20 protein-coding genes and 1 pseudogene are annotated in these 25904 nt (G+C 71.1%); 8 read left to right on the top strand and 13 right to left on the bottom strand.

The window, feature by feature from the left end:
- Positions 1–321: 321 nt before the first annotated feature.
- The 4 genes and pseudogenes from ACW9J6_RS26955 to ACW9J6_RS26940 all read left to right on the top strand — a co-directional run bounded on the left by ACW9J6_RS26955 (position 322) and on the right by ACW9J6_RS26940 (position 2515).
- A complete protein-coding gene (locus ACW9J6_RS26955; protein ID WP_457119424.1) occupies positions 322–876 on the top strand; it encodes a helix-turn-helix transcriptional regulator in 555 nt (184 codons plus the stop codon).
- A 195-nt stretch (positions 877–1071) separates the two neighbouring features.
- A pseudogene (locus ACW9J6_RS26950) lies at positions 1072–1365 on the top strand (RtcB family protein); the annotation flags it as partial.
- Positions 1359–2333, top strand: a complete 975-nt coding sequence (locus tag ACW9J6_RS26945) for an RNA ligase RtcB family protein (protein WP_457119423.1) — start codon at positions 1359–1361, stop codon at positions 2331–2333. The pseudogene ACW9J6_RS26950 and the gene ACW9J6_RS26945, both read left to right, overlap by 7 nt.
- Positions 2330–2515: a hypothetical protein gene (locus ACW9J6_RS26940; RefSeq protein ID WP_457119422.1), complete on the top strand. Its 186-nt coding sequence runs from the start codon at positions 2330–2332 to the stop codon at positions 2513–2515. Before ACW9J6_RS26945 ends, ACW9J6_RS26940 begins: the two co-directional genes overlap by 4 nt.
- Here ACW9J6_RS26940 and ACW9J6_RS26935 read toward each other — a convergent pair.
- Together ACW9J6_RS26935 and ACW9J6_RS26930 are read right to left on the bottom strand one after the other, a co-directional pair.
- A complete protein-coding gene (locus ACW9J6_RS26935) occupies positions 2488–2982 on the bottom strand; it encodes a hypothetical protein (RefSeq protein ID WP_457119421.1) in 495 nt (164 codons plus the stop codon). The genes ACW9J6_RS26940 and ACW9J6_RS26935 overlap by 28 nt on opposite strands.
- Before the next feature lie 358 nt (positions 2983–3340).
- The gene (locus ACW9J6_RS26930; RefSeq protein ID WP_457119420.1) at positions 3341–4240 is read right to left on the bottom strand and encodes a LysR substrate-binding domain-containing protein; all 900 of its coding nucleotides are present in this window, start codon (positions 4238–4240) and stop codon (positions 3341–3343) included.
- A gap of 112 nt (positions 4241–4352) precedes the next feature.
- On the opposite strand from ACW9J6_RS26930, the gene bioB reads away from it, so the two are divergent.
- Entirely contained in the window at positions 4353–5357 is a 1005-nt protein-coding gene (gene bioB, locus ACW9J6_RS26925; protein ID WP_457119419.1) for a biotin synthase BioB, read from the top strand.
- A gap of 163 nt (positions 5358–5520) precedes the next feature.
- Here the strand turns inward: bioB and ACW9J6_RS26920 are convergent, their stop codons facing one another.
- Both ACW9J6_RS26920 and ACW9J6_RS26915 read right to left on the bottom strand, forming a co-directional pair.
- Positions 5521–9588, bottom strand: coding sequence for a Pls/PosA family non-ribosomal peptide synthetase (locus ACW9J6_RS26920; RefSeq protein WP_457119418.1), 4068 nt, complete (start codon positions 9586–9588; stop codon positions 5521–5523).
- A gap of 358 nt (positions 9589–9946) precedes the next feature.
- A complete protein-coding gene (locus tag ACW9J6_RS26915) occupies positions 9947–10537 on the bottom strand; it encodes a histidine phosphatase family protein (RefSeq protein WP_457119417.1) in 591 nt (196 codons plus the stop codon).
- A gap of 85 nt (positions 10538–10622) precedes the next feature.
- Between ACW9J6_RS26915 and ACW9J6_RS26910 the strand changes: the two genes are divergently transcribed.
- Entirely contained in the window at positions 10623–11591 is a 969-nt protein-coding gene (locus ACW9J6_RS26910; RefSeq protein WP_457119416.1) for a polyphosphate kinase 2 family protein, read from the top strand.
- A gap of 296 nt (positions 11592–11887) precedes the next feature.
- Here ACW9J6_RS26910 and ACW9J6_RS26905 read toward each other — a convergent pair whose 3' ends face one another.
- Positions 11888–12133, bottom strand: a complete 246-nt coding sequence (locus ACW9J6_RS26905) for a hypothetical protein (protein ID WP_457119415.1) — start codon at positions 12131–12133, stop codon at positions 11888–11890.
- Between the two features lie 405 nt (positions 12134–12538).
- On the opposite strand from ACW9J6_RS26905, the gene ACW9J6_RS26900 reads away from it, so the two are divergent.
- Positions 12539–13444 carry a glycosyltransferase gene (locus tag ACW9J6_RS26900; RefSeq protein ID WP_457119414.1) on the top strand — a complete coding sequence of 302 codons (906 nt, stop codon included), beginning with the start codon at positions 12539–12541 and terminating at the stop codon, positions 13442–13444.
- Positions 13445–14267: 823 nt separating this feature from the next.
- Positions 14268–16685 carry a hypothetical protein gene (locus tag ACW9J6_RS26895; RefSeq protein WP_457119413.1) on the top strand — a complete coding sequence of 806 codons (2418 nt, stop codon included), beginning with the start codon at positions 14268–14270 and terminating at the stop codon, positions 16683–16685.
- 303 nt (positions 16686–16988) lie between these two features.
- Here the strand turns inward: ACW9J6_RS26895 and ACW9J6_RS26890 are convergent, their stop codons facing one another.
- From ACW9J6_RS26890 to ACW9J6_RS26855, 8 genes are all read right to left on the bottom strand, one after another.
- Entirely contained in the window at positions 16989–18908 is a 1920-nt protein-coding gene (locus ACW9J6_RS26890) for a TniQ family protein (protein ID WP_457119412.1), read from the bottom strand.
- Complete coding sequence (locus ACW9J6_RS26885; protein ID WP_457119411.1) at positions 18859–20754, bottom strand: TniQ family protein; 1896 nt, start codon at positions 20752–20754, stop codon at positions 18859–18861. Before ACW9J6_RS26885 ends, ACW9J6_RS26890 begins: the two co-directional genes overlap by 50 nt.
- Positions 20751–21872: a TniB family NTP-binding protein gene (locus tag ACW9J6_RS26880; protein ID WP_457119410.1), complete on the bottom strand. Its 1122-nt coding sequence runs from the start codon at positions 21870–21872 to the stop codon at positions 20751–20753. The genes ACW9J6_RS26885 and ACW9J6_RS26880 overlap by 4 nt, the downstream gene beginning before the upstream one ends.
- Positions 21869–24010, bottom strand: coding sequence for an integrase catalytic domain-containing protein (locus tag ACW9J6_RS26875; protein WP_457119409.1), 2142 nt, complete (start codon positions 24008–24010; stop codon positions 21869–21871). The genes ACW9J6_RS26880 and ACW9J6_RS26875 overlap by 4 nt, the downstream gene beginning before the upstream one ends.
- Complete coding sequence (locus tag ACW9J6_RS26870; protein WP_457119408.1) at positions 24007–24567, bottom strand: TnsA endonuclease N-terminal domain-containing protein; 561 nt, start codon at positions 24565–24567, stop codon at positions 24007–24009. Before ACW9J6_RS26870 ends, ACW9J6_RS26875 begins: the two co-directional genes overlap by 4 nt.
- A gap of 80 nt (positions 24568–24647) precedes the next feature.
- A complete protein-coding gene (locus ACW9J6_RS26865) occupies positions 24648–25031 on the bottom strand; it encodes a hypothetical protein (protein ID WP_457119407.1) in 384 nt (127 codons plus the stop codon).
- A gap of 85 nt (positions 25032–25116) precedes the next feature.
- The gene (locus tag ACW9J6_RS26860; protein WP_457119406.1) at positions 25117–25275 is read right to left on the bottom strand and encodes a hypothetical protein; all 159 of its coding nucleotides are present in this window, start codon (positions 25273–25275) and stop codon (positions 25117–25119) included.
- 124 nt (positions 25276–25399) lie between these two features.
- Positions 25400–25546, bottom strand: coding sequence for a hypothetical protein (locus ACW9J6_RS26855; protein WP_457119405.1), 147 nt, complete (start codon positions 25544–25546; stop codon positions 25400–25402).
- Between the last annotated feature and the right edge of the window lie 358 nt (positions 25547–25904).

Here is a 25904-nt window from a genome sequence, read left to right as displayed (position 1 = left end):
GGACGAGCCGCGCCCGGTCAGGGGCGATCGCACGCGGGTCGCCCTCCTGGTTCCCGCCTGGATGCGATCGTATCTCCCAATCGGGCTCGGACCTGCCAAGCGGGACGCCCGGCTGTTCGGCAGCCTGGACGTCGGTGAGGACTGGATCAGGTCTTGGTTTTCCACGAAAGCCATCAGCATTCGTACTTGAGGACAGGAGAGAGGCGGCGCCGCAAGCGGTGCCAAAACGCACAAGACTGGCGTGGACTTTCGAAGCTGAACAACTAGCTGTGAAGGCCGCTGAGACGTGGGGGCGCTCGCGTGGTCGTCGCGTCGTTGTTCTTGAAGTCTCTCGACCGGATCTGTTGCGGCGGCATCGTCGTGTCGCCCTGCGGGACCATCCTCGCCTGCAACACCGTGGCCGAGCGGATCCTGGACGAAGAGGCGCGCGGCGCGCGTCCCTCCGGCCAGGGACTCGATCGCGGCGGCGACACCGCCGTCAAGGCGTTGCTGGCTCGGGGACGAACGCGCCTGCCGCGCGACAGCGAGGACTGGACCCTGGTGGAACGCCCCGGGCGGCGCCCGCTCGTCGTCCTGGCGCTGCCCGCGCCGCCAATGGGGGCGGAGGATCCGCCGACGCTGCTGCTGCTCCTCGACCTCGACCACACCGCGCTCCCGAGCACCGACGCCATGGAGCGGGCCTTCGGCCTGACGCCCGCCGAGGCCCGCCTCGCGGTCCACCTCGCCCGCGGCGCCACCCTGGCCGAGGTCGCCGAGCAGCACGGCCTCAGCGTGCACACGGTCCGCACCCAGCTCGCCGCGGTCTTCGGCAAGACCGGAACCGGCCGCCAGGCGGAACTCGTGGCCCTCGTCCTGCGGCTGGCGATCCTGCCCTGAGGCGGTCCGGCTTGCGGCCGTCCCGCCGCCGCGCTACGTAACGGAAGCGGGGCCGGTCCGGCCCGTCGCTGTCCAGGGAGGCGCTCGTGAGGTTTGCACCCGCGCGCCCCGCGCAGACGGGGCAGGGACGCTAGCGCGCCGCGAGGCGGCGCCTCAGCGTCATGGGCCGACGGACCCGCGTCCGGCGCCGTTCCCATGCGTGACCCGCCCGAGGGCGGGACCCAGGACCTTTCCCCTATGGGCCATCTTCCCATCGCGGCGCGCGGACCGAAGGTCCGCGTGGTCGCTTCCGCGTCGACCTGGATCGAGGGCGACGCGCTGCGCCAGCTCGACGGGACGGCGCAGCTTCCCGGCATGGTCGAGGCGGTCGGCATGCCGGACCTCCATCCCGGCAAGGGCAGCCCCGTTGGGGCGGCCTTCCTCTCCCGCGGGTTCGTGCGGCCGGCGCTGGTCGGGTCGGATATCGGCTGCGGCATGGCGCTGTGGCAGCTCGACCTGCCGCTCCGGCGGCTGCGGCCGGAGCGGGCGGCGGCGCTCCTCGACGGTCTCGACACGCCCTGGGAGGGCGACGCGGCGGCCTGGCTCGCGCCGCGCGCGGCCTGTCCCCCACTGGCCACGAGGCGGCGCTGGGCACGATCGGGCACAGCAACCACTTCTGCGAGGTGCAGGGCGTGCGGGAGGTGGCCGATCCGGCCGCCGTCCGCGCCCTCGGTCTCGACCCGGAGCGGGCGCTGCTGCTGGTCCATACCGGCAGCCGCGGTCTCGGCGAAGCGATCCTGAGGGAGCATGCCGCCCGCTTCCGGGCCGAAGGCGTCGACCCCGCGGCGCCTGAGGGAGCGGCCTATCTCGCGGCCCATGACGGGGCGGTCGCGTGGGCCCGCGCCAACCGCGACCTCGTCGCGCACCGGGCCTGCGCGGCGCTCGGGGTCTCGGCGACGCTCCTCCTCGACGTCTGCCACAACGCCGTGACGCCGGTCTCGGTCGGCGGCTGCCTCTGCCACCTGCACCGCAAGGGCGCGGCGCCCGCCGACCGGGGGCCCGTGGTCATCCCGGGTTCCCGGGGGGACATCAGCGTCCTCGTGGAGCCGGTGCCGGACCGGGGCGACGCCCTCTGGTCGCTCGCGCACGGGGCCGGGCGCAAGCTCTCCCGGCACGAGGCCAAGGGCAAGCTCGAAGGCCGCCAGCGCCGGGCCGACCTGGAGCGGAACCCCTTCGGGGGCGTCGTGGTCTGCAGCGACGAGCGCCTGCTCTGGGAGGAGGCGCCCGGGGCCTACAAGGACGCGGCCTCGGTCGTCGGCGACCTGGTCGCGGCCGGCCTCTGCCGGGTGGTCGCGACGATGCACCCGCTCGTGACCTTCAAGTGCTCGCGCGCGCGGGACGAGGACCGGCGGCGCGACAGGGAGTCCCGCCTGCGCGAGCGCCGGTCGGCGCGCCTCGCCAAGGAGGCGCGCCGATGACGCTCCTCCACCTCACGGCGGGCCAGGGGCCGGCCGAATGCCGGCTCGCGGTCCCGGGGCTCGTCGCGGCGGCCGCGGCCGAGGCCCGCGCCGCCGGCCTGGCGGTCGGAACCGTCGAGGAGGTCGCGGGGGCCCGCATCGCCGGCCCCGCGCCTCAATCGTCCTCGCGCGGCAGGCCCTGAGCGGCCCGTGCGAGGACGAGCCGCTCCAGCGGGGCGAACCTGCGCTCGGCGTCTCCGACCGCTCCGGCCCGGCACTGCGCCCGGGCCGACTGGTAGGACAGGAGCAGGAGGTTGAACTCGCCCTGACCGGCCGCGGCGCCGAGGCGGGCGCGGTGCGCGGCCTCCCGCTCGAACCAGGGCCGGACGCGCTGCTCCATCTGCTGGCAGGCGGCAGGGACCTGGGTTCCGGAGGTCGCCTCCGAGGTCGGCGGGTCGACCAGCATCGTGGCCCAGAACGCCCCGGTCGCGAGCGCGAGGGCCGAGCCGAACGCGCCCAGGACGGTGCCGCGGCGCGGGAGCCGCCCGCGGGCGCGGGGCGCGGCCGGGACTTGCCAGGCGAAGCGGACCGCCCCGGGCTGCTGCTCCGGGTGGCAATGGGAGACGTGGCACGAACCGTCCCGATGACGGTGGAGGACCGGCGACTGCATGGCGCCTCTCCCTTGAGGAGACATCCTGATCGCGGAGACTCCGCGGCCGAGCGCGGCCCAGGGGCCGCCCGCCCGAAGGCAGGCGATGGCCGCCATCCCCGGTCCCGACGTCGCGTCGCGGCCGCGGCCTCCGGGGATCGGGCGCACCATGACACCGAACAACAGACAAGAAAAGCGGGAATGCGAGGCGTTAATCTTTGGCAGCGCTTGCTTGGCTGGACTGTAGAAACGTCAATCTGCCACATCATTCGAATGAATGACGAGGTGGGCGAATTTGAGCGTGCACGTCCGATTATTGGACTTGACGAATATTCCACCCACGGGCGAGTTCTCCGCGCGGATTACCTACCAGGAGATGTCAGCCCAGCTCCCCCAGCCCCGGCTCGATGCCGAGTTCCGTCGCGAGCCAGCGCGCGAAGGTGCGCAGCGGCGCGCGACGCTGGGTCGAGGCCGGGAAGACGAGGTGGTGGCCTACGTATGCGACGTCGCGCGCGAGCCCGCGCAGCGGGGCGACCAGGCGCCCGCTGGCGATCTCGCGCTCGGCCAGCAGGGTGGATTCGAGCGCGACGCCGAGCCCGTCCGCGGCCGCCGCGATGGCGAGGAAGCTGCGGTCGAAGCGCACGCCGAGCGGCCGGGGCGCCGGCAAATCGTTGCGGGCGAACCAGAGCGGCCAGCGCACGAGCTTGTTGTCGCTCTGGATCAGCACCTCGCCGAGGAGGTCGGCGGGGGCGCGGATGCGGGCGGCCCGGGCGGGGTCGCAGAGCGGCGTCACGGTCTCGGTGCAGAGGGGCACCACCACCAGCCCCTCGCCGCGCGGCGGCCCGTAGACGATGTCGGCGTCGAACTCGTCCGTGGTGAAGCGGGCGTAGTCCATGCCGGCGGCGAGCCGCACCTCGAAGCCCGGATGGGCGGCCAGGAAGCGGGCGAGACGCGGGGTCAGCCACTGCGCGGCGAAGCTCGGGGCGCAGTGCAGGCGCAGGAGCTGGGGTCCGCGGGCCGCCACGAGGTCGAGGCCCCGGTGCAGCTCCTCGAAGGCGCGCCCGACATGGTCGAGCAGGGCCTCGCCGGCGGGTGTGAGCGACACCCCCTGCCCCGCCCGCTCGAACAGCGCGACGCCGAGCGCCTCCTCCATCTTGCGGATGGCGTGGCTCACCGCGCTCGCGGTCAGGTTCAGCTCCGCCGCCGCGGCCTTGAACGAGCGGCGCCGGGCGGCGGCCTCGAAGGAGCGGACGGCGGAGAGGGGCACCGGGAGCGACATCGCCCGACGATGGGCCGGCCCCCCGCCCCTGGCAACCGCCCCGCCGGACGGGGGGCGGGACAAGCGCGGCGGATCGGTCTATGCCGGGGCAAAGACCGCAGGGACCAACCCGATGACCACCACGACCGAGCGCCCCGATCCCGCGATCCGGCACGACTGGACCGTCGCCGAGGTGCGGGCGATCCACGACCTGCCGCTCCTCGACCTCGTGCACCGGGCCTCCCTCGTCCACCGCGCCCACCACGACCCGGCCGACATCCAGCGGGCGAGCCTGCTCTCGATCAAGACCGGCGGCTGCCCGGAGGATTGCGGCTACTGCTCGCAATCGGCCCACCACAAGGAGACGGGACTGCCGCGCCAGCGCCTGATGCCGGTGGAGACCGTGCTGGCCGAGGCCGCCGCCGCCAAGGCGGCCGGGGCCACCCGCTTCTGCATGGGCGCGGCGTGGCGCAGCCCGAAGGACGGGCCGGATTTTGACGCGGTACTCGCCATGGTCCGGGGTGTGCGCGGGCTCGGGATGGAGGCCTGCGTCACGCTCGGCATGCTGACGCAGTCCCAGGCGGAGCGCCTCGCCGAGGCCGGCCTGACCGCCTACAACCACAACCTCGATACGGGGCCGGACTACTACGAGAAGATCGTCTCGACCCGCACCTATGACGACCGGCTCGAGACCCTGCAGCGCGTGCGCGACGCCGGCATCGGCGTCTGCTGCGGCGGAATCATCGGGCTCGGCGAGGGCGTCGAGGACCGGGTGGCGATGCTCCAGGTGCTCGCCAACCACGCGCCGCATCCCGAGAGCGTGCCGATCAACGCGCTCGCCCCCGTGTCCGGGACGCCGCTCGGCGACCGGGCGCAACCGGTCGACCCCTTCGACATGGTGCGGATGTGCGCCACCGCCCGCATCGTGATGCCGCGCTCGCGGGTGCGCCTGAGCGCCGGGCGCCGGGCGCTCAGCCGCGAGGCGCAGGTGCTGTGCTTCCTGGCGGGGGCGAACTCGATCTTCTACGGCGAGCGGCTCCTGACCACCGCCAATGCCGAAGCCGACGCGGACGCGCAGCTCCTGCGCGACATCGGGCTGCCGGTCGGGACGATCGAGACGCTTGAGGCGGCCGAGTAGCGGAAGGGCGCCGCCCTCACCCTCCCCCCTCTGCGGGAGAGGGGAACCACGCTTCAGGATGTGGCTCCCGTCACCACGGTTCAGCCTCATGCGGCACCGGGGGTCCCCTCTCCCGCCCGGCTCCGCCGGGCACCCTCCCCCGCACAGGGGGGAGGGTTCCGCCTCACGCGGCCGCCCGTTCCTCCTTCGCCGCCTCGCCCGGCGCGTGCACCACCGGCACCGCGGGCGAGCCCTCCCACTCCGTGTCCGAGGGGATCGACTCGCCCTTCATGATCACGGTGAGCGGGCGCAGCCGCGCGAAATCCCCGACCTCGCTGTCGTAGAGCACCGTCGCGAAGGCTCCGACCGTCACGCCCCGCCCGAGCGTCACCCGCCCGACCTTCATCACCCGGTCCTCGTAGAGGTGGGTCTGGAGCGCCGAGAGCCGGTTGATCGACGAGAAGTCGCCGATCGTCACGCAGTCGAACTCGGTGATGTCCGTCGAGAGCAGGCAGACGCCCTGGCCGGTGCGGGTGCCGAAGAGCCGCAGCACCCAGGGCAGGAAGGGCGTGCCCATCAGGTGCTCCAGCAGCACGCGGCCCGCGAGCCCCCAATACATCACCGCCACCGCCTCCGTGCGCATCGCCCACCACGACCACATCGGGTGCATGCCGGGCCGGTAGACGCCCATCAGCGCCCACTTCACGGCGATCACCACCAGCGTCTGCACCACCGCGATCACCACGCTCGTGACCACGAAGCTCACGGCGAGCCCCAGCCAGTCCTCCGCCAGGATCGCCGGGTAGAACACGTAGTCGATGGCGATGATTGCGCAGGAGATGAACAGCATCGGCGAGAAGGACGAGGTGAAGGCCTCGAACACGCCGCGCCCGATCCGCGGCCACCGCCCCGGCTCGAAGGTCTGGCGCTGGCCGAGATCGACCCGCTGCCGGGTCGGCAGCTTGATCGGGGGCGAGCCGAACCAGGTCTCGCCCGGCGCCATGCGGTCGTTGGCGGGCGGCTTCGACTTGATGCCGATCAGCACGTCGTCGGGGATCGTCGCGCCCGGCGGCACCACCGCGTCGTTGCCCACGAAGACCCGCGCGCCCGTGCTCACGGGCGCAAGGTGCATGATACCGTGGCGCACCTCCTCCTCGCCGTACACGACCTCGTCGGCGATGAAGTTGCGCGGCCCGACCGTGGCGAGGTCGTAGCGGCCCGCGAGGTTCGTCGAGATCTCGGCGCCCTGGCCCATCCCGGCGCCCATCAGCCGGTACCACGCCCGCATGTAGACCGTGGCGAAGAGCGAGGAGAGCGTCTCCAGCATCACCTCGGCCCCGAGCGCCACCGCCCATTTGCGCAGGTAGACGGCGCTGTAGACCGGGTAGCTGCCCTCGCGCAGGCGCGGCAGCACCAGCCAGCGGATCGCCGCGATCAGGAAGACCGTGACGGCCGTCATCAGCATGGCGGTCGGCCAGGTCAGGAGCGGCAGGTAGAGGTGGTAGTCGACGTCCGTCAGCGTCGCGAGGGAATCGCTGATCTGGTCGAAGATGAAGAAGGCCGGGAAGATCGGCAGCAGGCCGACCGCCGGCACGGCGGCGAGCAGGGCCGCGTAGATCACCAGGAAGCCGGCGCGGCGCCCCGGCGAGACCGGCGGCAGGTCGGGGATGGCCGCGAGGTCGACCTCCCCGACCTTGCGGCCGGGGGTGCCGTCCCAGATCTCGCCGCGGCCGACCACCGTGCCGGCCGGGATGGTGGTGAGGTCGCCGACCTCGCAATGGTCTCCCAGCTGCGCGCCCACGCCGATGACGCAGGAGGTGCCGACCGAGACCCCGTCGCCGATCGAGACCCGCCCGATCACCAGTTCGTCGCCGACGATCTCCGCGTTGGCGATCACGCAGCGCCCGCCGAGCGAGGCGCCGCGGCCGATGCTGAGGAGGTCCGCCGCCCCGATGTCGATGTCCGAGATGATCGCGTCCTCGCCCACCTTGGCCCCGAGCACCCGCAGGTAGATGCGGATCAGCGGCGAGGCCTGCAGCCACTTGATGTGGACGAGGGGCGTCAGGCGCTGGGTCAGCCACCAGCGGAAATAGTAGGCCCCCCAGAGCGGGTAGCGCCCCGGCCGGGTGCGGCCGAGGATCAGCCACTTCGCCGCGATCGCGATCAGCGCCGTGACCGTGTTGAGCCCGACATAGACGAGGAGCAGCACCGCCATCTCGCCGAAGAAGCCGAGCTCGCCGCCGGTGATCAGCAGGTAGGTGACGAAGATGCCGAGCCACTGCGCGGTGGCGAGCGCGATGATGAAGGGCAGCACCACGGCCTGCGCGAGGCCGCAGAGGAAGCGGCGCAGGAGCGGCGGCGGCGCGAAGGAGAGGTCGCGCACCGCCGACTCGGTGCCGACGCCCCCGGTGCGGGCGATCAGGCTGTCGGCCATCGCCCGCAGGGTGCGGTGGGCGTAGACGTCCTGGAGGGTGATGCCGGCGAGGACCGGCACCTCCCGCACCGCCCCGACGAAGCGCGCGGCGAGGAGCGAGTGGCCGCCGAGATCGGTGAAGAAATCCGCCCCGAACGGGATCGCGACGTTGCCGAAGACACGCTTGGCCGCGGCGAGCAGGGCCGCCTCGGTCTCGTTCGCCGGCTCCTCCTGCTCGCCGGTCGGCGCGGGCGTGGTCAGCGGCGCGGCGCGCAGCGCCTTGCGGTCGACCTTGCCGGAGGCCGCGAGGATCGGCAGGGAGGTCACGACCTCGAAATGTCCCGGCACCATGTAGGGCGGCATCGTCTCGCCGAGCGCCGCGCGCAGGCGCGGCGTCTCGATCACCGCGCCGCGCTCGGGCACCAGGAAGGCGACGAGCCGGTCGACCCCGTCGTCCTGGCGCAGCACCACGGCGGCCTGGCCGATGCCGGCCTGCCCCCGGATCCGGGCCTCGATCTCCCCGAGTTCGACCCGGAAGCCGCGGATCTTCACCTGGTCGTCGATGCGGCCGTGGAACAGGATCCGCCCCTGCGGGTCGAGGGAGACCGCATCGCCGGAGCGGTAGAGCACCGGGTCGGAGCCGTCGCCCCCGAAGGGATTGGCGATGAACTTCTCGGCCGTGAGGTCCGGCCGGGCGAGGTAGCCGGTGGCGACACCCGGGCCGCCGATCAGCAGTTCGCCCTGCACGCCCGGGCCCACCAGGGCGAGGTGCTCGTCGACGATGTAGGCGGTGTAGTTCGGGATCGGTCCGCCGATCGTGACCGGCTCGCCCGGACGCATCTCGGCGGCGGTCGCCACCACGGTCGCCTCGGTGGGGCCGTAGGTGTTGAACAGGCGCCGGGTCGGGGTGGCCCAGCGGGCGACGAGGGGCTCGGGCAGCGCCTCGCCGCCGAGCAGGATCAGCCGCAGGCCCGGCACGTCCTGGGTCATCAGGGCCAGCAGCGTCGGCACCGTGTCGAGCACCGTGATGCCGTTCGCCGTGAGGATCCCGGGCAGCGCCTCCGCGTCCCCCATCATGGCGGGGCTCGCCACGAACAGGGTCGCGCCGACGAGGTAGGGGACCCAGATCTCCTCCATGGAGAGGTCGAAGGCCACCGAGGCGCCCTGGAACACCACGTCGTCCGGCGCGAGGCCGTAGAGGGCGTTGGCGGCGCGCAGGAAGTGGCAGATGTTGCGGTGGCTGATGACGATGCCCTTGGGCACGCCGGTCGAGCCCGAGGTGTAGATCAGGTAGGCCGGGTGCTCCGGCGTGATCCCGGCCGCGCGCAGGTCGGGCGCGGGGCCCCGCGCCTCCGCGGCCGCCTCGGCGGGGGTGAGGGCCGGGGTCCCGCCGGGGGCGCGGCCCTTCAGGGCGTCGGAGACGATCAGCGCCTTGGCGCCCGCGTCCCCGAGGCACACGGCGACGCGGTCGGCCGGGGCCTCGGCGTCGAAGGGCAGCCAGGCGGCGCCCGCCTTGGTGATGCCGATCTGGGCGACCAGGAGGTCGGGCGAGCGGGCCATCCACAGGCCGACCACATCGCCCGGGCCGATGCCGCGCGACGCGAGCCCGCTCGCGATCGCGTCCGAGCGCGCGTCGACCTCCGCGTAGGTCAGGCGGGCGCCCGGTCGGCCCGCCCCGTCGATCAGCGCCGGATGGTCGGGGCGGCGGCGCGCGGAGTCGCGGAAGACCTCGGCCAGCACCTCGTCGCGCAGGAGGTCGGGACGGGCGGCGCCGCGCAGCACGGCCCGCGTCTCGGGCGCGGCGAGGGTCGGGCGGTCGATCCCGGCGGTCTGGCTCATGCTCTGCTCCACGGACCCGGGCCGATCCGGGCCGTCTCTTCGGGGCGCCGCCCGGCGGGGCGACCTCCTGCGCGCGGGTCGGGGGCCGGGTCCGTGCGGGACCGCCCTCGACCGGCATGGGGACGAAGCCGCGGCGACGGGGCCGGGGCCCCGCCGCGGGGTCGAGGAACCACCCGGCCGGACGGCCTTGCGGCGAACGCCCTCGGACCGCCGTGGCTTACCCTCTCGGCCGCCGGGCCGTCCACCCGCGCGGGCGACGGACCGTCGGTTGCGTGATGTGTCGCGGACATGATGCGGCAACGCTCGCGGCGCCGATCCGATCCTGTGCCCGTCTTCGCCCGCCCCGCAACGGCCGCGCTCAGATCCAACGGTGCCCGCCCGCGTCGATGACCAGCACCCGGCCCTGCCAGATGTCCTTTCGGGGGGCCTCGGCCTCAGTCGCGTGGCCGGTGGCGACCAGGATCGCGCGGGCGACGCCGCCATGGGCCACCATCACGGTCGGGCCGTCGAGACCGTCGAGGACGGGGCGCACCCGGCCGACCAGCATCGCGTAGCTCTCCGCGCCCTCGCCCGGCGGGCGATGGCCCCAGCGGTCGGCGTTGCGGGCCGCGTAGGCCCGCGGGTCCGTCTCGCGCAGGTCCCGCCAGGTGCGGCCCTCCCAGGCCCCGAAGCCGATCTCCTTCAGCCGCGGGTCGGTCGCGTAATCCTCCGGCGGCAGCCCGAGGACGGCGCGCAGCCGCTCCATCGTGTGCCGCGTGCGCGTCATCGGGCTCGCCAGGTAGGCGGGCGCCGCGGGGTCGGGGAGCAGCCGGGCGAGGATCGCCCCCGCCGCCTCGGCTTGGGCGAGGCCCCGGGCATTGAGCGGCGTGTCGCGCTGGCCCTGGAGACGCCCCTCGGCGTTCCAATCGGTCTCGCCGTGGCGCACGAAGTAGAGGGCGGGCCGGCTCACGGCGCACCTCCGGCCGGGACGGAACGCCGCTCGGCCGGTCCCGTTGACGCTCGCATCCCGCTCTCCCCTTCCGCTCCTGTCCCCGATGGCGAAGAACAAGCACAACCGCAAGGCCGAAGGCGATGCGCCCGGCCCCGCTCCGTCCTCGGCCCCCTATCCCTCCTCGGCGGCCTGGGCCTCGGCGGCGGCCGCCTTCGAGACGGTGAGCCCCGGCGCGCTCGGTCCGCACGCGGGCACGCCGCCCGTGGCGGCGCCGGGCGTGGTCGTGGTGCGGCCGGGGATGCCCTTCGCCCTCGCGGCGGTCGACCCGCGGGCGCCGCGGGATTCCGACAAGGAGGCGGCAGTGACGGCGCTCGCCGTCGAGCGGGCCCGGATCCGGTCGTTCCAGGAGCGGCTCTACGCCGAGCACCGGCGCAGCCTCCTCGTCATCCTCCAGGCGACGGATACCGGCGGCAAGGACGGAACGATCCGGCACGTCTTCGAAGGCGTGAATCCGCAGGGCTGCCAGGTCTGGTCCTTCAAGACGCCGAGCCGGGAGGAACTCGACCACGATTTCCTGTGGCGCTACCACCTGCGCGTCCCGGGCCGCGGCATGATCGGCGTGTTCAACCGCAGCCACTACGAGGACGTGCTGATCGCCCGCGTGAAGGGGCTCGTCCCCGAGCCGGTCTGGCGCGAGCGCTACGGCCTGATCGTCGATTTCGAGCGGCTGCTGACGCTGTCCGGCACCACGGTGCTGAAGATCTTCCTGCACATCTCCCGGGACGAGCAGAAGCGCCGGCTCGAGAGCCGCCTCAGGGATCCCGAGAAGCTGTGGAAGTTCGACCCGGCGGACCTCGTGGAGCGCGAGGCCTGGGACGCCTACCAGGCGGCGTTCCAGGACGCGCTGACGCGCTGCGCCAGCGATTTCGCCCCCTGGCACGTGGTGCCGGCGAACCAGAAGTGGTTCCGCAATCTCGCGGTGGCGCGCACGATCGCCGACACGCTGGCGGCGATGAACCCGCGCTTCCCGCCCCCGCCCCAGGGGCTGGATCGGATCGTCGTGCCGGATTGAGCGAAACGCCGGAGGAGGGATGCCGCAGGCCCTCGGCGCGGCGCCGCGGCTGTGCGACGACACACGGCGATCCGGGTATGGGTCGGCTCCGGCTGGCATCAAGGCGTCATCGGCTTCGCCGTCCCTTGGGGATGAAACGGCAGCGTCAGCGGACGACGATCCAGGAACCAGCACGGTGTCGCCGCGAAGCGGCCCCGCATGCCGGCGGCGGAGTTGACAGGAAGAACCGACGTCGCGCGCGCGCCGATCGTCCTGCCGCCTGAAGCGGGCGCAAGCCTCCCCGACGCGGGTCGGCTCTAACGGCCGTCGAAGCACATCCGCCCCCCGGAGGACCCGCGCTCGAAGCCGATCACCCAGTGGCCGCCCCGCGACACGCAGGTGTCGACGCCGCCGGTCCCGGGCCTGGCTCCGGCCCCGGCGTGCAGGATCACGAGGGCGAGCAGCGGGACCACCAGGCACAGGCTCGCGGCGAGGGTGATCGCCTCGGCGTTCACCGTCACGAGGATCAGCAGCGTCTGGCGAGTGCTGAGCTTCTTCCTCATCGCTCGCCCGATCCTCCGCGCGATGCCCGAGTGACCGTGGTCGCGACCGTCGCGACGCCCGGTTCGGATCGCACCTTATGCCCGCGCCTGTCGGTCGGCGGTGCCTCGGAGCACCTCCGGCCCTTCCTCCGGCTCGACGGCACGACGGTCGGCGTCCATGCGCGGCCGTCCGCGAGGCGTCTTGAGCGAGGCGGCTTGGGCGAGGCGGCTTGGGCGAGGTTCGGGAGTGCGAGGCCAACGAGGACAGTCGGCCTCTAGACGTGGGAAACTTTCCCACATACAACCTTCACGTGGAGGGCGAACCCGCGTCCCGCAACCCAGGGCATCGCCCAGGTGGCCAAAATTGACTTTACGTCAGGTAGGACTTCCTGGTGCCGGCACCATCGTCCCACGGAGTGCTCCCGCATGTCTTCTGCCCCAGGCGTGCTCGCTGGGATCGTGACCCATCACCCCGATCCGGCCGCGCTGCTGCGCCTCGTCGCAGCCCTTGCGCCGCAGGTCGACGCGATCCTGATCGCGGCCAACTCGCCCTGTCCGGAGGACCTCGAAGCGGCGCTCCGCGCGGTCGCGTCGCCGACGCCCCTCGCTGTCCGGCGCGCGCCCACCAACGAGGGGCTCGGGGCAGCCCACAACGCGGCCGCCGCGCGGGCGCGGTCGGGCGGCTTCGCGTTCCTCATCCTGTTCGACCAGGACAGCCTGCCGGGCCGGGACTGCGTCTCCGCCCTCCGCGCACGGTTCGCGCGGCTGGAGACGGCGGGCGAGCGCCCGGCGGTCGTCGGGCCGAGGCCGGTGGCGCCCGGGGGCGAGGGCCTGAAGGGACCGGGCGCCGAGCGCGCCGGGAGCGTGGGCGGGCGGCTGGCCCGGGTGCCCTTCGTGATCGCCTCCGGGTCCCTGATCCGGCGCGAGGCGCTCGACGCGGTCGGGGCGTTCCGCGACGATTACTTCATCGACGGCATCGACATCGAGTGGTGCCTGCGGGCGCGGACCGCCGGCTACTCGGTGTGGCGCGCGGAGGACGTCCCGATGACGCATGCCCTCGGGCGCGGCGTCATCCGCCTGCCGCTCGGCCTCTGCGTCGCGGACCAGCCGCCCTCGCGCGTCTACACCGCGGTCCGCAACCAGCTCGCGATGCTGCGCCTCGGGCACGTCCCGGCCGGACTGAAGGCACGCTGGCTCGTCGCACTGCCGCTGCGAATGGCCGTTCACCTGGTCCGAGAGCGCGCCGGAGCGGAGATCCGCTCGGCGCTCTGGCGCGGCCTGCGTGACGGTCTCCTGCTGCGCCTCGGTCCGCCGGAAACGGGTCCGAGGTGACGGTGGATCGACACCGGCTTGCGGCGCGGTCAAATGGGCCGCGGGGCTCACCCCCTTTTCGGGCCCGTTCCGGGCCTGCGCGCATGCAGCGCCAGCGGAATGCGACCCGGAAACTTCCGCAAGACTCCGGAAAGCGACTGCTTTTCAATACCGGTCTTGGCATTCGGAGCCGCTTCGCGGCAGAGTCCCGTGCGGGATCCGGACCTCCTTCCGCTGACGCTGCTCTCCTCCGGAAGAGGGGAGCGTGGTTTCAGGTGGTCGGTTCCTGGTTTCATCGGCCAGGGTCCGCTGTTGGGGGCGCGCCGATCGCGGCGATCGCCTCGCGGGCCGCAGGAACGCCGGCCGGGACAGGACCGTAACGACCGATCGCTGCCGCTGGCGGTGCCCCGAAGCACGGCACCCGCGCAGCGACGCCGGACCATTCAGCGCTCCAACCGCCCCCGGCGTCCTGCTCGATCAGAAATAACTTCGATTTTTTTGCTTAAATCTAACAAATAAAAATCTCCTCGGATTGCATTTTACTTCCGTTCCCTATGCGTCTGTTTTTTAAAAAATCCGCGGTCGGCAACCAACCCTGACTCAAATTCCAAGATAGGCGACCATTGCGGCTCGCGCCATTGCCACGGCTAAAATCTTGACAAAATCTGAATCGCCAAGATGATTTGACGGCTTTCCGGTCACCCGTTGTGCTCGAAGAATCGGGACAAGCGATATCTGGAAAAACCTTTTCAGGCGCCACGACCATGGTCGGGGCGGGGGGTGGGCGGCTGCGCCGATCCCGACCGGCACCGTCAGCCAAGCACCAGACGATGGAGGTCGCCCCATGGATCACCCCACCGATGGTCGCTGCGGCGCCGCGCCTCCCGCACGCGCTGGCGCATGGGACCGCGCCCTGAACTGGCTGCGGGTGCTCTGGGTCTGCCGGGCGAGCGCGACCAGCGCCGCCGCCGGCCTCGGCCTGTTCTGGCTCGTGGACCAGGCGCGGGACCTGTTCATGGAGGAGGACCCTTATCCCGCCTACTGGAGCGGGTTCTTCGTCCTCGTCCTGTTCTGGGCGCTGATCGTCCACTACGCGGGCCGCAAGGTTCTCGAGCAGCAGGCCTGGGCGGCCAGCCGCGGGGCGCTGCCCCTGACGCCCGAGGCGCGCGCGGCACGCGTCGAGCGCTACGGGGTCGCGGCCGCCTGGATCCCTCGCCTCCTCGGTCTCGTCTGCCTCGCCGCCGTGGGGATCGGCATCACCCGCGCCACCCACGACCTCGGCGATGCGCGGGTGTCGCTTGGGATCGTGGACCCGACTCGGCTCCTCGCGCTCCTCGCCGCCGCGGGCCTCGCCTACGCGGCCGTGATCGTCCTGCGCCGCCGGCTGGTCGATCCGGCCTCCCGCATCCTGTCATGGCCGAGCTACCTGCGCGCCTTCTGGACCGGCCAGGGGGGAAGCCTCCTCGTCGAGCCGAAGCCGTTCTGGTTCGCCGATCTCGCGACCGAGACCGGACGCCGCGCGCGCCGGATCCGCGGGACCGTCCGGGCGGACCTCGTCGGGGTCGCCCTGATGCTGTCGCTCGCCGCCGTCTGGGTCGCGGCGCTGGTCTGGCCGTCCCTCCTCGAGCACCTGGCGCCGCGCGCCGACTTCCTGATCGTCGTGCTCGCCCTGCCGGTCACGCTGCTCGCCTTCCTGTCGGCCCTGTCCCACGCGTGGCGCGTGCCGGTGATCGCCCTCGCGATCACCGTCCTGTCGGTCGCCACGGGCCTGGTGACGCGCTTCCACGACCTGCGCACGATGCCGCCCGGCGCTGCGGCGCGCCTCGACCTCGCGGAGGCGATCGATCGCTGGGTGCGCCTCAATTGCGACCTGCCGCCGGGGGCGGAGGCGACGCCCTGCGGCGCACGCCCGGTGATCCTGGCGAGCGCGGGCGGGGCGAGCCGGGCCGCCTACTTCACGGCCTCGATCGTCGGAGACATCCTCACCCTGAAGGAGGTCGACCTCGGCCGCCGCCTCTTCGCGATCTCCGGGGTGTCCGGCGGATCGGTGGGCGCCGCCGTGATCCGCGCCGCCCTCGACGACGCGGGGCCGGACGGGACGCCGCCCTGCCGCGCCGACGCAACCTCCTGGCTCGGGCAGGCGCTCGCGCCGACGGAGGGCTGGACGTGGCGCAGCTGCCTTCAGGCCCTCACGGCAGGCGATTTCCTGTCGCGACCGGTCATCGGCCTCGCCTTCCGGGACCTGTTCGGCTTCCCCTTCCACTACGCCGAGATGAAGGATCGGGCGATCCTGCTGGAGTGGGCCTTCGAGGACCATTACCGGCGCCTCGTCGGCTCCGACGGCACGACCGAGAGCGGCCTCGGCCGGGCCCTCGGCGCCTTCCCGCACGGGCCGGCGCGCTGGGCGCCGCTTCTCGTCCTCAACACGACCTCGGTGATCGACGGGCGCCGCTCGATCGCCACCGACCTGCTGCCGTTCCGCTGCAGCGGCGACACGCCCGTGCCGCTGTTTCCGGCGGCCGTCGACCTGATCGAGACGCTCGGTGCGGCGCGCGCCTGCCGGGGCGGGACGGCGGTGCCCGACCCGGGGGCGCCGAGACTGAGCCTGTCCACCGCCGCGACGGCGAGCGCCCGCTTCCCGCTGATCTCGCCGCCCGCGACCATCCGGCGGAGCGAGCGGGACCCCAAGGATAAGCTGCGCGGGAAGGCCGTGGATTTCGTGGTCGACGGCGGCTACTTCGAGAATGACGGGATCACCACCGCGCTCCAGCTCGCCGAGGCGATGGCCGCGGTCAAACCCGGGCTTCCCGCGCCCGTCATCCTGCACGTGACCAACAATCCACGCTCCGAGACCGTGGGCGACCCGGACGTCGCGCAGCGCGGGAAGCAGAGGCAGGCGTGGTACGACGCCACCGTCGCGCCGGTGAAGACCCTGGTCAACACGCGCGACGGCCACGCCGCGGAGGCGATCCTCGCGGCGCGGCGGCGGCAGATTGTGGTGGCGGGCATCGCCCGGAAGGTCGTGGCGAAGGTGCTGACCTTCCAGGTCTCCGAACGGGTGCCGTCCGACTACAAGGCGGGCGCGTGCACCCTGGCGCACCGGCCCGGCCCCCCTGAGACCAAGGATGCGGGGCCCATCAAGGCGGTCTCGATGAGCTGGTGGCTGTCGGGCGCGGTGCGGACCTACCTCGACAGCCAGATCTGCGAGAGCCGCAACGTCGAGCAATACGCCAAGCTGCTCCGGCTCGTCGGGACCAAGTGAAACGGGATCCGCTTGATCGAAGCGGATCCCGTTTCATCCGGTTGCCGGTTGATTGCTCGGCGATGCGGAAACCGGCTTCGCTCAAGCGCCGCGCGGGCTGTTGAGACGGTTTCCGAACGGATCGTCCGGATCTGCCTCTTCCCATAAAGACTTCCAGAGCGCCCCTTGAAAAATAAAGGGATTTCGCTTTCTTAACCCATATCCCCCTGAAAAGCTGTACCCGATTGCGTCGGGAATCCTGCTGCTTTTCACCCAATTCGGTGAGGAGCTTGCCTGCGCTGAAGCGCGAAGGCGTCGATCCGATCACGAGAAGGGGCGCTTGGGCCGTCGTTTCCGTGTAGCCCTATGGTCCCGCGCTTCCCAGGAATTGGCCAGGGCAGCCTCGGCGTCACGGAACCGATACACCTCGACGAAGTGCCCTTGCGGAACCGAGGCAGGCTTCAGGCCGAGCTTGTCGATGATGGCGCGCGTCACGACGCGCGATAGGTCGTGCCGTTCGGCCAGATGGCGAACGGTGCCGTACTCATCACAGAAGCGGTCGAAATCGTCCTTGCGCACCCACCAGCGCTTGTTTGTCCTGCCGAGAGCCTTCCGGGCGGGGATCAGCCCGGATCGGACCAGACCGAGGAAACCCCAGTAGTTGACTCCGAACCGCTTCGCTGCCTCCTCCAGCAGCATGCTGTCGGAAGGTTGCCCGTGCAGGGAGACGACATCTCCGACGGACACGATGATACCTTGCAGGCCCGGGGCGGACGGCAGCCTCCCCTTGGGCCTTACGCGACCATCGAGGATAGCCGGTAGTAAACGGTCCAATCCGACCCGCCCCTTGAACGACGCCGCCGGCAATCCTGCGTCGTCCCCTTCAAGCCCCTGGCGTTCGGGAGCGTCCCCGGCCAGCCGGCCGAGTAGCCGCTCCAGCTCCTGCGGCGAATAGGTCTTGTCGCGGCGGCTCGTCACGACTGGATCGTGGGCGGCGACCACGCCGGCATCGACCAAGCGCTGGAAGGCCGGGACGCTGATCCCGAGGAACTTGGCGGCATGCCGTTGTCCCAACGGTTGGGTCAGCAGGTCGCGAACCTTCGATACAGTCTCATCGTCAAGCACGATCCTCGACCGAAGGTTGGTGCCTGTGGGAACGAGGCCATGTTGCCGGGCGATTGCGAGGAACGTCTTGCGCGTCACCCTCAACCGGTTAGCGGCTTCGGTGAAGGAAATCCCCCTGGGAGCGGAGCGCCTCGACGTCTCGGCATGGCTGCGTACGATTTCCCGTAGCGGCTCAAGCGACGGTTCCGGCGACCGGGCCAGCCACATCGAGAGTGCGCCGTACGCGGTCCGGGGCGACAGGTTCTGCAAGTCACGCGACGGCACGTCCTCGACCATGGCATCGAGCAACGCCTTGAACGACAGCGGCCAATCGGCGAGCAGTTCCAGCCCCCGCCGACGCGCCGCCGCCTTGGTGGCGTCGTCGGCCTGGCGCATGTCGAGCGCTCGGCCATGATCCGCGATCCAGCCGACGTAAAAGGCCGCCCAGACGGCTGCCTCCAAGGTGACGCGGTCCAGGACAGGCAACGGGAGCGGCTCGCATCCGCCGAGACGCCCAACCACGTATCGGTCCACGGAGCACTCGCACGGCGAACGCGGAGTGGCGACCGCCTTCGTCAGGTCGCCGCCGCAGCGGCATTGCCACGGCGAAGCATAATCGACGTCGATGGGCGCCGCGCACACGGGACAGGCGCGTAGGAGCTTGCAACAGTGGATCGGGCAGTTGTCGACGTGGGTGACGTCCCACCAAGTGCGGCGGTATGGGCGGAAGGGGCGCGGGCCGTCGTTCTCCACCGTTCCGCGCAGGTCGCCCTCCAGGCAGCGCGGGCAATACCGTTGCTTTTTCGGCGCCCAGGACCGCGCCAGGAGCGTTTCCCCGTTCAGGAGCACCACCTGACCCGCCCCGGAGCGCACGGCCGTGTATCGGGCGACGTTCGCCCCGGCCAGCCCCGCGAGGTTCTCGACCGCCGCGATCCTTCGTCCCGCCAGAACATCCCCGAGATACCGCAGCCCGACCTCCGCACCGAAGGCGCGGCAGGAGGTCTCGCCGTTCCTGGCGGCCAGGCGACCGAACAGCGAATACGCCGGCTCGGGCCGGAAGCGCACGCGCAACGCGCGCGGCTCGAACTCCTCATCCCTCTTGCGTCGGTCGCGGGCGGGTTTCGGCGGCTCCTTGGGCAAGCGGCGCGTCCGTCGCGGCGGGTCCGAGAAACGCGTGGATTGCCGTTTCCACGTCGGTCCGCCGGAAGATGACTTGCCTGCACGCCGGCGGTGCGGCGACAGGGATGATGGAGAGCCGTCCAAGCCGCGAGACGACGGCCTTCGGCGAGGTGCCGACCATGGCAGCTGCCTCGCTTCCGGTCACGTATGCCGCACGGAACCGGGCCAGTCCAGCGCGGTCGACCCGCGTCGCCGCCCCGCATCGCCGTCCCAGCAACCCTGCGCGCGCGAGGTGGCGCGCGGCCTCGTGGTGCAAGCGTAGTTCCGTTGCGGCCTGTTCGATGCTGAGGGTGCCGTCGGAACGTCCCGCCTTGAGTGCCTTCGGATCCACGAGGACTTGAGCGAGGGTCTTGCCGTCGCCGACCACGCCGAAGGGGGAAACGTCACCGGCGAGGATGCAACGGCAAGCCCGGTCGAGCGGGACCCCGGCTGCCTGGCAGGCCACCGGGAGCGGGAGGATGCCGCCTGGCGGCGTTTCGAGGCGGTTCGCGCCGGCCGCGAGACGACGAACCAGATCCTCGCACGCCTCCCGACGGATGCGAGTGGGCTTGGCCTCTGACGCCCCGAGCAGGCCGGCCGCGACGATCCTGCCTGCCTGCACCTTGCCGATCCCCAGCAGGTGGGATGCCTCGACGATGCCGACGAACTCGGCTTGATCCCTCAGGATGGCGGCGACCTCTTGCGAGGAGATGCGGATGCCTACGCCTCGACGCGCCCCGAGCGGGACCAAGCCACGTCGGGCTGCCTCCCGTTTGGCGCGCACGAAGCCCCACCCCATCGAACGCGCCGCCCCGGTGATCCCGGAGGCGCGTGGCGACGGTGCCGCGAGCAGCGCACCTTCCCGGTCGGAGATCACCCCGTGCCTTATTGCATGGGCACGCATCGTCGAGCGCACCGCTGACCCGAAAGCCGAGGCATGCGGGAGCTTAGCGGCCCAGTGCTCGTAAGCCCATCCGTACGCCCCCGTCAGCCCGGCCCTGGTCCGCTCGCCCCGCGACCGGGAGAGCCCACGGTCGAGCGCCGCCTCGAACGCCGTCGGCCAGGACGCCAGCGCGCGAAACGCGACCTCGCGGATGTCCGCCGCGGTCGCGGCGTCGCGGCGTGGCTTGAGGGCGGACGAAGGCGCCGTGATGACCAACCCGAGCCGCTCCATCTGCGGAACCGCATCCTTGAGGTCCATGCCGTCGAGGAGCGGAACGTCGGTGGGCCAGCCTGCGAGCCGTGCGGCCGCGTATTCGGAAAAGCCCGAATGCCCCTGTAGGTCCGGCGCGCGGGACGCTGCCAGGCCGCAGCCGCATCGCCCGCACCGACCGGGGATGCCTCCCCAAGCCAGACCGGTGTCGCAGCACGGGCAGGCGGCGCCCAACCTGGTTCCGTGCGTCGGGCAGCGTGTCACCGACGAGACATCCCACCACATGCGGCGGTGGATATCGACGGCAGGGTCGCGCCCGGCCGCCAGCGCGAGCAGGACGTCCTCGCGCACGCAGTGCGCGCAGAATCGACCGCCGTCCCTGGACCAGTCCGCCAGTCCGACTACGGCGTGGCCGATCCGGACCGAACGCGCGCGGGCGTCGATCCTCGGGGAGGCCAGCAACAGGTCGGCCGCATCTACGCCCGCGAGCATCGCCAAGCGGTCGACCCCGCGGCCGAAACCGAGCTTCCGGAGGCTCAGCCCATGCTCGCGGCAGAAGGCGGCCAAGTCCCCGTCACGGTGGCGCGCGGCGAGGCGCGCGAGGAGGCTCGCCCCGCCCTCGTGAGGCTTAGGGCGGACACGGAGCGCCAGCGGCTCGACGGTCTGCCGGCTCACGCGGCGAGCCTCTCCTCCACGTCGTTCCTGACCGGACGGTAGGCGAGCTGCCTGGGGCGTCGGCGGTTCGCGCGCTCCGACATGGTCGCATGCTCCCGCACCATCCGCGCCCAGAGCTTGAGGAAAGCGTCGCTGCCGGAGAGGTAGGGATTGCGCGCGGCTCCCCGAGCCACCTGGGACGCCGGCACGGGTCGTGCGTCGGGGTCGACGGACAGTTGGGGCGTCCCGGCAGGCTCGAACCGGTCCCAGACCTTCCCGAGCAGGGTTAGGTCGATGCGCCTCGCCTTCGTCTCCAGGGCGATGCTCAGCGCCTCGCTCAGGGTCTTCGAGACGAGCCCCGGATACCCGCCGGTCGCACAATACAGCCGCTTGGCCGTCTCGTGCGCGAAGAGGAGCGACGGCTCGGGCAAGCCGAGCTGGGCCTCGAAAAGGCCGACCATCGCCATGAAGGCGGCGCGCCCCTCGACGGTGGACCAGGAATAGGGGTGGAGCACGACCGGCGGCTGCATGCGACGCCGCAGTTGCGGGTAGTCCCGCAGGTGGAGGAGGCTCGGCAGGCCGGCGAGCACGATCTGCGTGCCGAGACGGTTGAGCAGGCTCTTGAGGAATTCGGAGACGTCCTCCTCGTTGTCCTGGCTGATGTGCTCGCAGAGGTGGTGCGCCTCGTCGATGAGGATCATCTCGACCTTGAGCTCGTCGCAGAGCCAGCCGATCTTCGCGATGATCTCGTCCGTGTTCCAGGCGTCCCTCGCCGTCGACCCGAGCGCACGCATGATGGCCGCCACGAACGACCTCTGCGTCGGGCGCTTCGGGGCCTCGACGAGGATCACGCGTCGGATGTCGCCGTCGGGGCCATCCGTCACGTGCGGGTAGTCCTCGGCGTAGCTTTCCAGGATGGTGGACTTCCCGGCCCCGGAGGGGCCGGCGATGACCAGTGCCCGCGCCTTCAAGCGGCGGCGCCTCTCGGGCCGGTATCGGGCCTGCAGCTTCGCGATCTCCGCCTTGCCGTCGAGCAGGGCCTGGTGGGGCACGGTCCGCGTCTCGAAGTCGACGACGACGTCCCCGCCGCCAGCCATATTCGGCCCCGCTTCGGCCGCCTGGTTCATCGCCTTCGTCATGCTGACCTCCTCGTCCATTGGGCCATCATCGCGAGCATCGCCGCTTGAACATCGGGGTCGGCGCCTGCCGATGGCTCCGTGCTCCCTGCCTGGTCCCCTGTTCCCTCACCCGCCGCGGCCTCGCCCTCGGCGGGAACAGGCGCGGGATCGTTCGCGGGCGTCGGCTGCCCGACGAGCGGCGTGAAGAACCGGCCGTTATCGAGCCCGTACCGTGCCGCCCGCGCCGCGGTGGTCTTCGCCTCGGTGTCGCCCAGGGCGGTGGCGACCTCTTCCGCTTCGAGGCGCCGTCCCTCGATCCGGTGCAGGTCGGTCACCGGCCCGCCTTCCGCGAGCCTCCGCGCCCGCTTGTCGTTGGTCCTGGCCTGATGGAGCGACACGCCGGCCGCGAGTTCGGGCCGGTCGCAGGGCACCACGAGCCACCGGCCCGTCTCCTCGTCGAGCACCTCGACCTCTCCGAGGTCGAACGGGTCGGCGCGAACGTGGAACCGCTTGGTCGTACCCCCGCGCCGCCGGCGTAGCGCCTTGAGGTCGTCGTGGTAGTAGACGAGCCCGAAGAGCTTGATGCCGACGTTCGTGATCGGCTTCAGGAAGGCTGCGCCCATCAGGCGCCGGATGTCCTCGAATGAGCGGACACCCTCGATCCGGTCCACCTCGGCATGCCGCTGCCACTCCTCAAGTGGCACTCCTTTCAAGCCGTCGTGAAAGTTGACGTGGTAATCATCGATGAAGTATCTAAGTAGTTTCTCCTTCAGCTCGGCGAGATTCATCTTGGCAGTTGCGACCGAATTGTACTCATATCTCTTGGCAGGATTGCTGAATGTTTTTCCCTCGACAAGATCGAAAACTTGGATACCTATCCTGCCAAAAATCCTTTCGACCTTGCCCTTCAACCATGGCTGGCGTGGAGGCAAATTGACGACAGTGAAGCCCATCGACAATTCGGCGAGTTTTAGTGACCGGCTGTGAAATTCCTTGCCGTTGTCGCAGAACACCAGCCGAGGGATGCCCTCGGTAGGCCATGGATTGCGCAGCCCCAACCCGGTGAGGTCCTTGGGCCAGAAGGCGTGGGCCAAACATCGCTGTAGCGAGGCGAAGCTCGGAGGCTCAAAACTTACATGCACCCCGAGAACCATTCGAGTGCATCTGTCCAATGCCAGCGTGATCCAAGGTCTTCCTAAAGGTCTCCCCGATGTTTCGTTGACAACGATGATATCGAGAAGGCTGTGATCGACCTCGATCTCATCGAGCGGCTTCGCGGGCGGACGCTTGCGCTTGAACACGCCGGTTTCAAGATGGGCTCTACGCCAGTTGAAGCGTCTCTTCACCTCCTCATGCTCGGAGTAATTTTTCTCAAGATGTGCACTGAAGCACTTGTAGCTTACTTTCAGCCCCTTCAGTCCAAGCTCTTTATTGAGCAGTTTATGAACTTCGTTCAAGGACGCTCTGCGTTTATCAAGATATTTTGTCTCGATGTAGAACTTCATCCTCTCCGGGATGCAGGCGCTCTCGCCCTTGAAACGTGAGGTTCGATTCCCGCGTTTCTCGATGAGCGGGATGAGGATGCGAATATCGTGGCCCACCATCACCCAGGGATGGTACCAACTCTCGATGGTGCTGGGACGGGGCGCGGCCAGGGGCTTCGGCGGCTTGGGAGGGCTCTTCAGCATCTCGGGGGGCACGCGCCGGCGCTCGGCACGCGTCGCCTCGCGAGCCTCGGCGGCGGCTTCGTCCTCCTGCTGCCAAACGGCCCCCTTTTCCGCGAACACCTCGGAAGATGCGCGTTCGAATGCCTTATCGAGGGGGACGCCCTCCTTGTGCAGCCGATGTGCATGCCAGAGATACTCGGCCCGTCGCATCGCCTCGACGCAGGCCTCCGCCTTGTTGCTCTCGAAGGCCCTTTCGAGGAGTTCCTCCTGGGCGGCCGTCAATCCGGCCCGCCCCTGCGGGTAGTGCTCGATCTGTCGCCGCATGCGGGTGATGTCGCCGTCCGCCAGCGTGCGCGTGTCGCCGCCGCCGACCGGCTCCAGTCGCCAACCCCGGCCTGCGCGCTTGCGCACGACCCAGAGGCGCGGGGTTCCGTTCGCCTCCGTGATCCGGAGATGGTCCCCTTCGACGTACCGCTGTGGGCTTCCGCTCATCGTGATGCACCTGCGAGAATGCGGGTGGACGGCCCGAGGGGAGCGTCCAGGTCCAGGCCGGCCTCGCCGAGGGCGGCGAGGCGCATGACCGCCCGAAGGGCGCGGACCGGCGGCAGGCCGCCTGCCCAGGCCAGTTCCCCGACCGTCGCGCAGTTCGGCATCGCGGCCCGGACGCGCTCCTCGGCCCATGCGTCCCCGACGCGCCGCCCCTCGGAGAGCACCGCCCGGGAGTTCGATAGGCGCGGCTCGCGCCTGATTTCCTTGTCGGTCCAGACCTCGAAATCGGCACCGCGCGCCGCGCACTCGGCCTCGATGCGCCGCCTCCGGCCCCGCAGGGTCGGGTCGCGCGCAAGCCGGCGTGCAGGCTTGACCTCCCGAAAAGTGCAGCCGAGCGCCGTGACGACGAGGAGATCGGGCGTGTAGCGGCGGTCACCGCCGGCGTCGTGCCATTGGAACGTGACCGGTTGGGCCCCGAACTGGAGGACCTCGCAATCGGCTTCCAGGACCACGAGGGCGTCCAGTTCGACGAGGCTCTCGAACGGGATCAACGCCGCCATCTTGCGGCTCGGGTGATACCCGGTCAGGGCTCCCGTCCGACGACCGGTGACCACCTTCCGGGCCGGCGCTGGCATCGGCCTCATGCGCGCCGCCCAGCGGGCTGGCACGTGATCGCCGTATCCGCCACCGACTTGAAGGCCGCGTCGATGCCCGTGCCCACGGAGAGCAGCGCCGACGGCCAGCCGCCCCCCTCAGCGACAAGCATGGTCATCCAATGCCGGTCGGCCAAGGCCGCCGCGCCCGCCCACCCTCTGCGTTCCGGCCGCTCGCGACGGATTTGGCGCAGAAGCTGGGTGGTTTCCCCGAAGCGGCGGGCGGCCGCCGCGACCGCGGCAAGCGCCACCCCTGCGCCGCCAGCACCATCCAGTGCAGCGGCGCGGCGCAGCCGTCGGGCGGTCTGGTCCGTTTGCGGCGGCGTATGATGTACGACGACAGCGTCGGGTGTACTGCGGGCGTGTGGCATGGCGGCGCGGGTCCGGTCACGTGACGAGAATTCGATGGTGGGCGGGCAGCCCCGACGGGCGACCCGCCTCGGTGAGGCTGAGTTCTCAGGCGCCGGCGTCGCCGCACTTGGGCTGCGATGCGGCTTTGTCCGCGGCCGCCTTCTTGGCAGGAGCGGGCCGGCGAGGCGCGCGATGGGTGGGCAGGACAATGCCGACGATGCTGAACAGGGTGCGGTCGGCCGATTGGATGGTGTCGTCGCGCATGGCGAATGGCTCCCACGGCTCGGCGCCAGGCGCCGGAGCTCTGGCAGTGTTGGGGTAGGGGGCGCGGCGACGGCCCGTTGCGGGGCCGCCGGTCTCATGTTACGGAAATGTGGACGGGCGGCCGTCAGCCCTCGGCCCAGCCGGATGTCGTGGCCGTTGAGCGGGCTTCATCGGTGGGGTGGTAGTCGAAGTCGGCGTCGATCAGGCCGACCATATCGGCCAGCCCCATGTCGGGCGCGTCGTCCAGCGCCTTGGTGTCGTCGTCGAGCAATCGCGGTCCTCCTCGCTGTGGATAACCACGGCACGGACTCGCGGAAATCCGCCCTGCCCGCTTGCGACCGTCGCGCCATGCGGGCATAAGGAGGATTCCTCCTGGGGTTTGTAACCCTGCGAGACCGGCCGGTTTCAGGTATCTTTCTCGACATGGCCGAGCGGGCCGCAAGCGTGGTTGGACACGCCTTGCGGCCAAGGTCTCCCCGGCGCGATGACAACACCGCGCCGGGGAGGTGCCTCGTGACCGGCCATGGCAGCGCTTTCGACCGTCGAGGCGGACCGCGCGCCGTTGCCACCGGTGACCTAAGCTGCATGATACGTCCCTGCGGTGCGGGCGATGGCTGCATCGAAATCTT

The sequence above is a fragment of the Methylobacterium sp. JK268 genome, from assembly GCF_054052225.1.
Note: the sequence above shows the minus strand (reverse complement) of the source record. Positions and strands in the feature narration are given on the sequence as shown.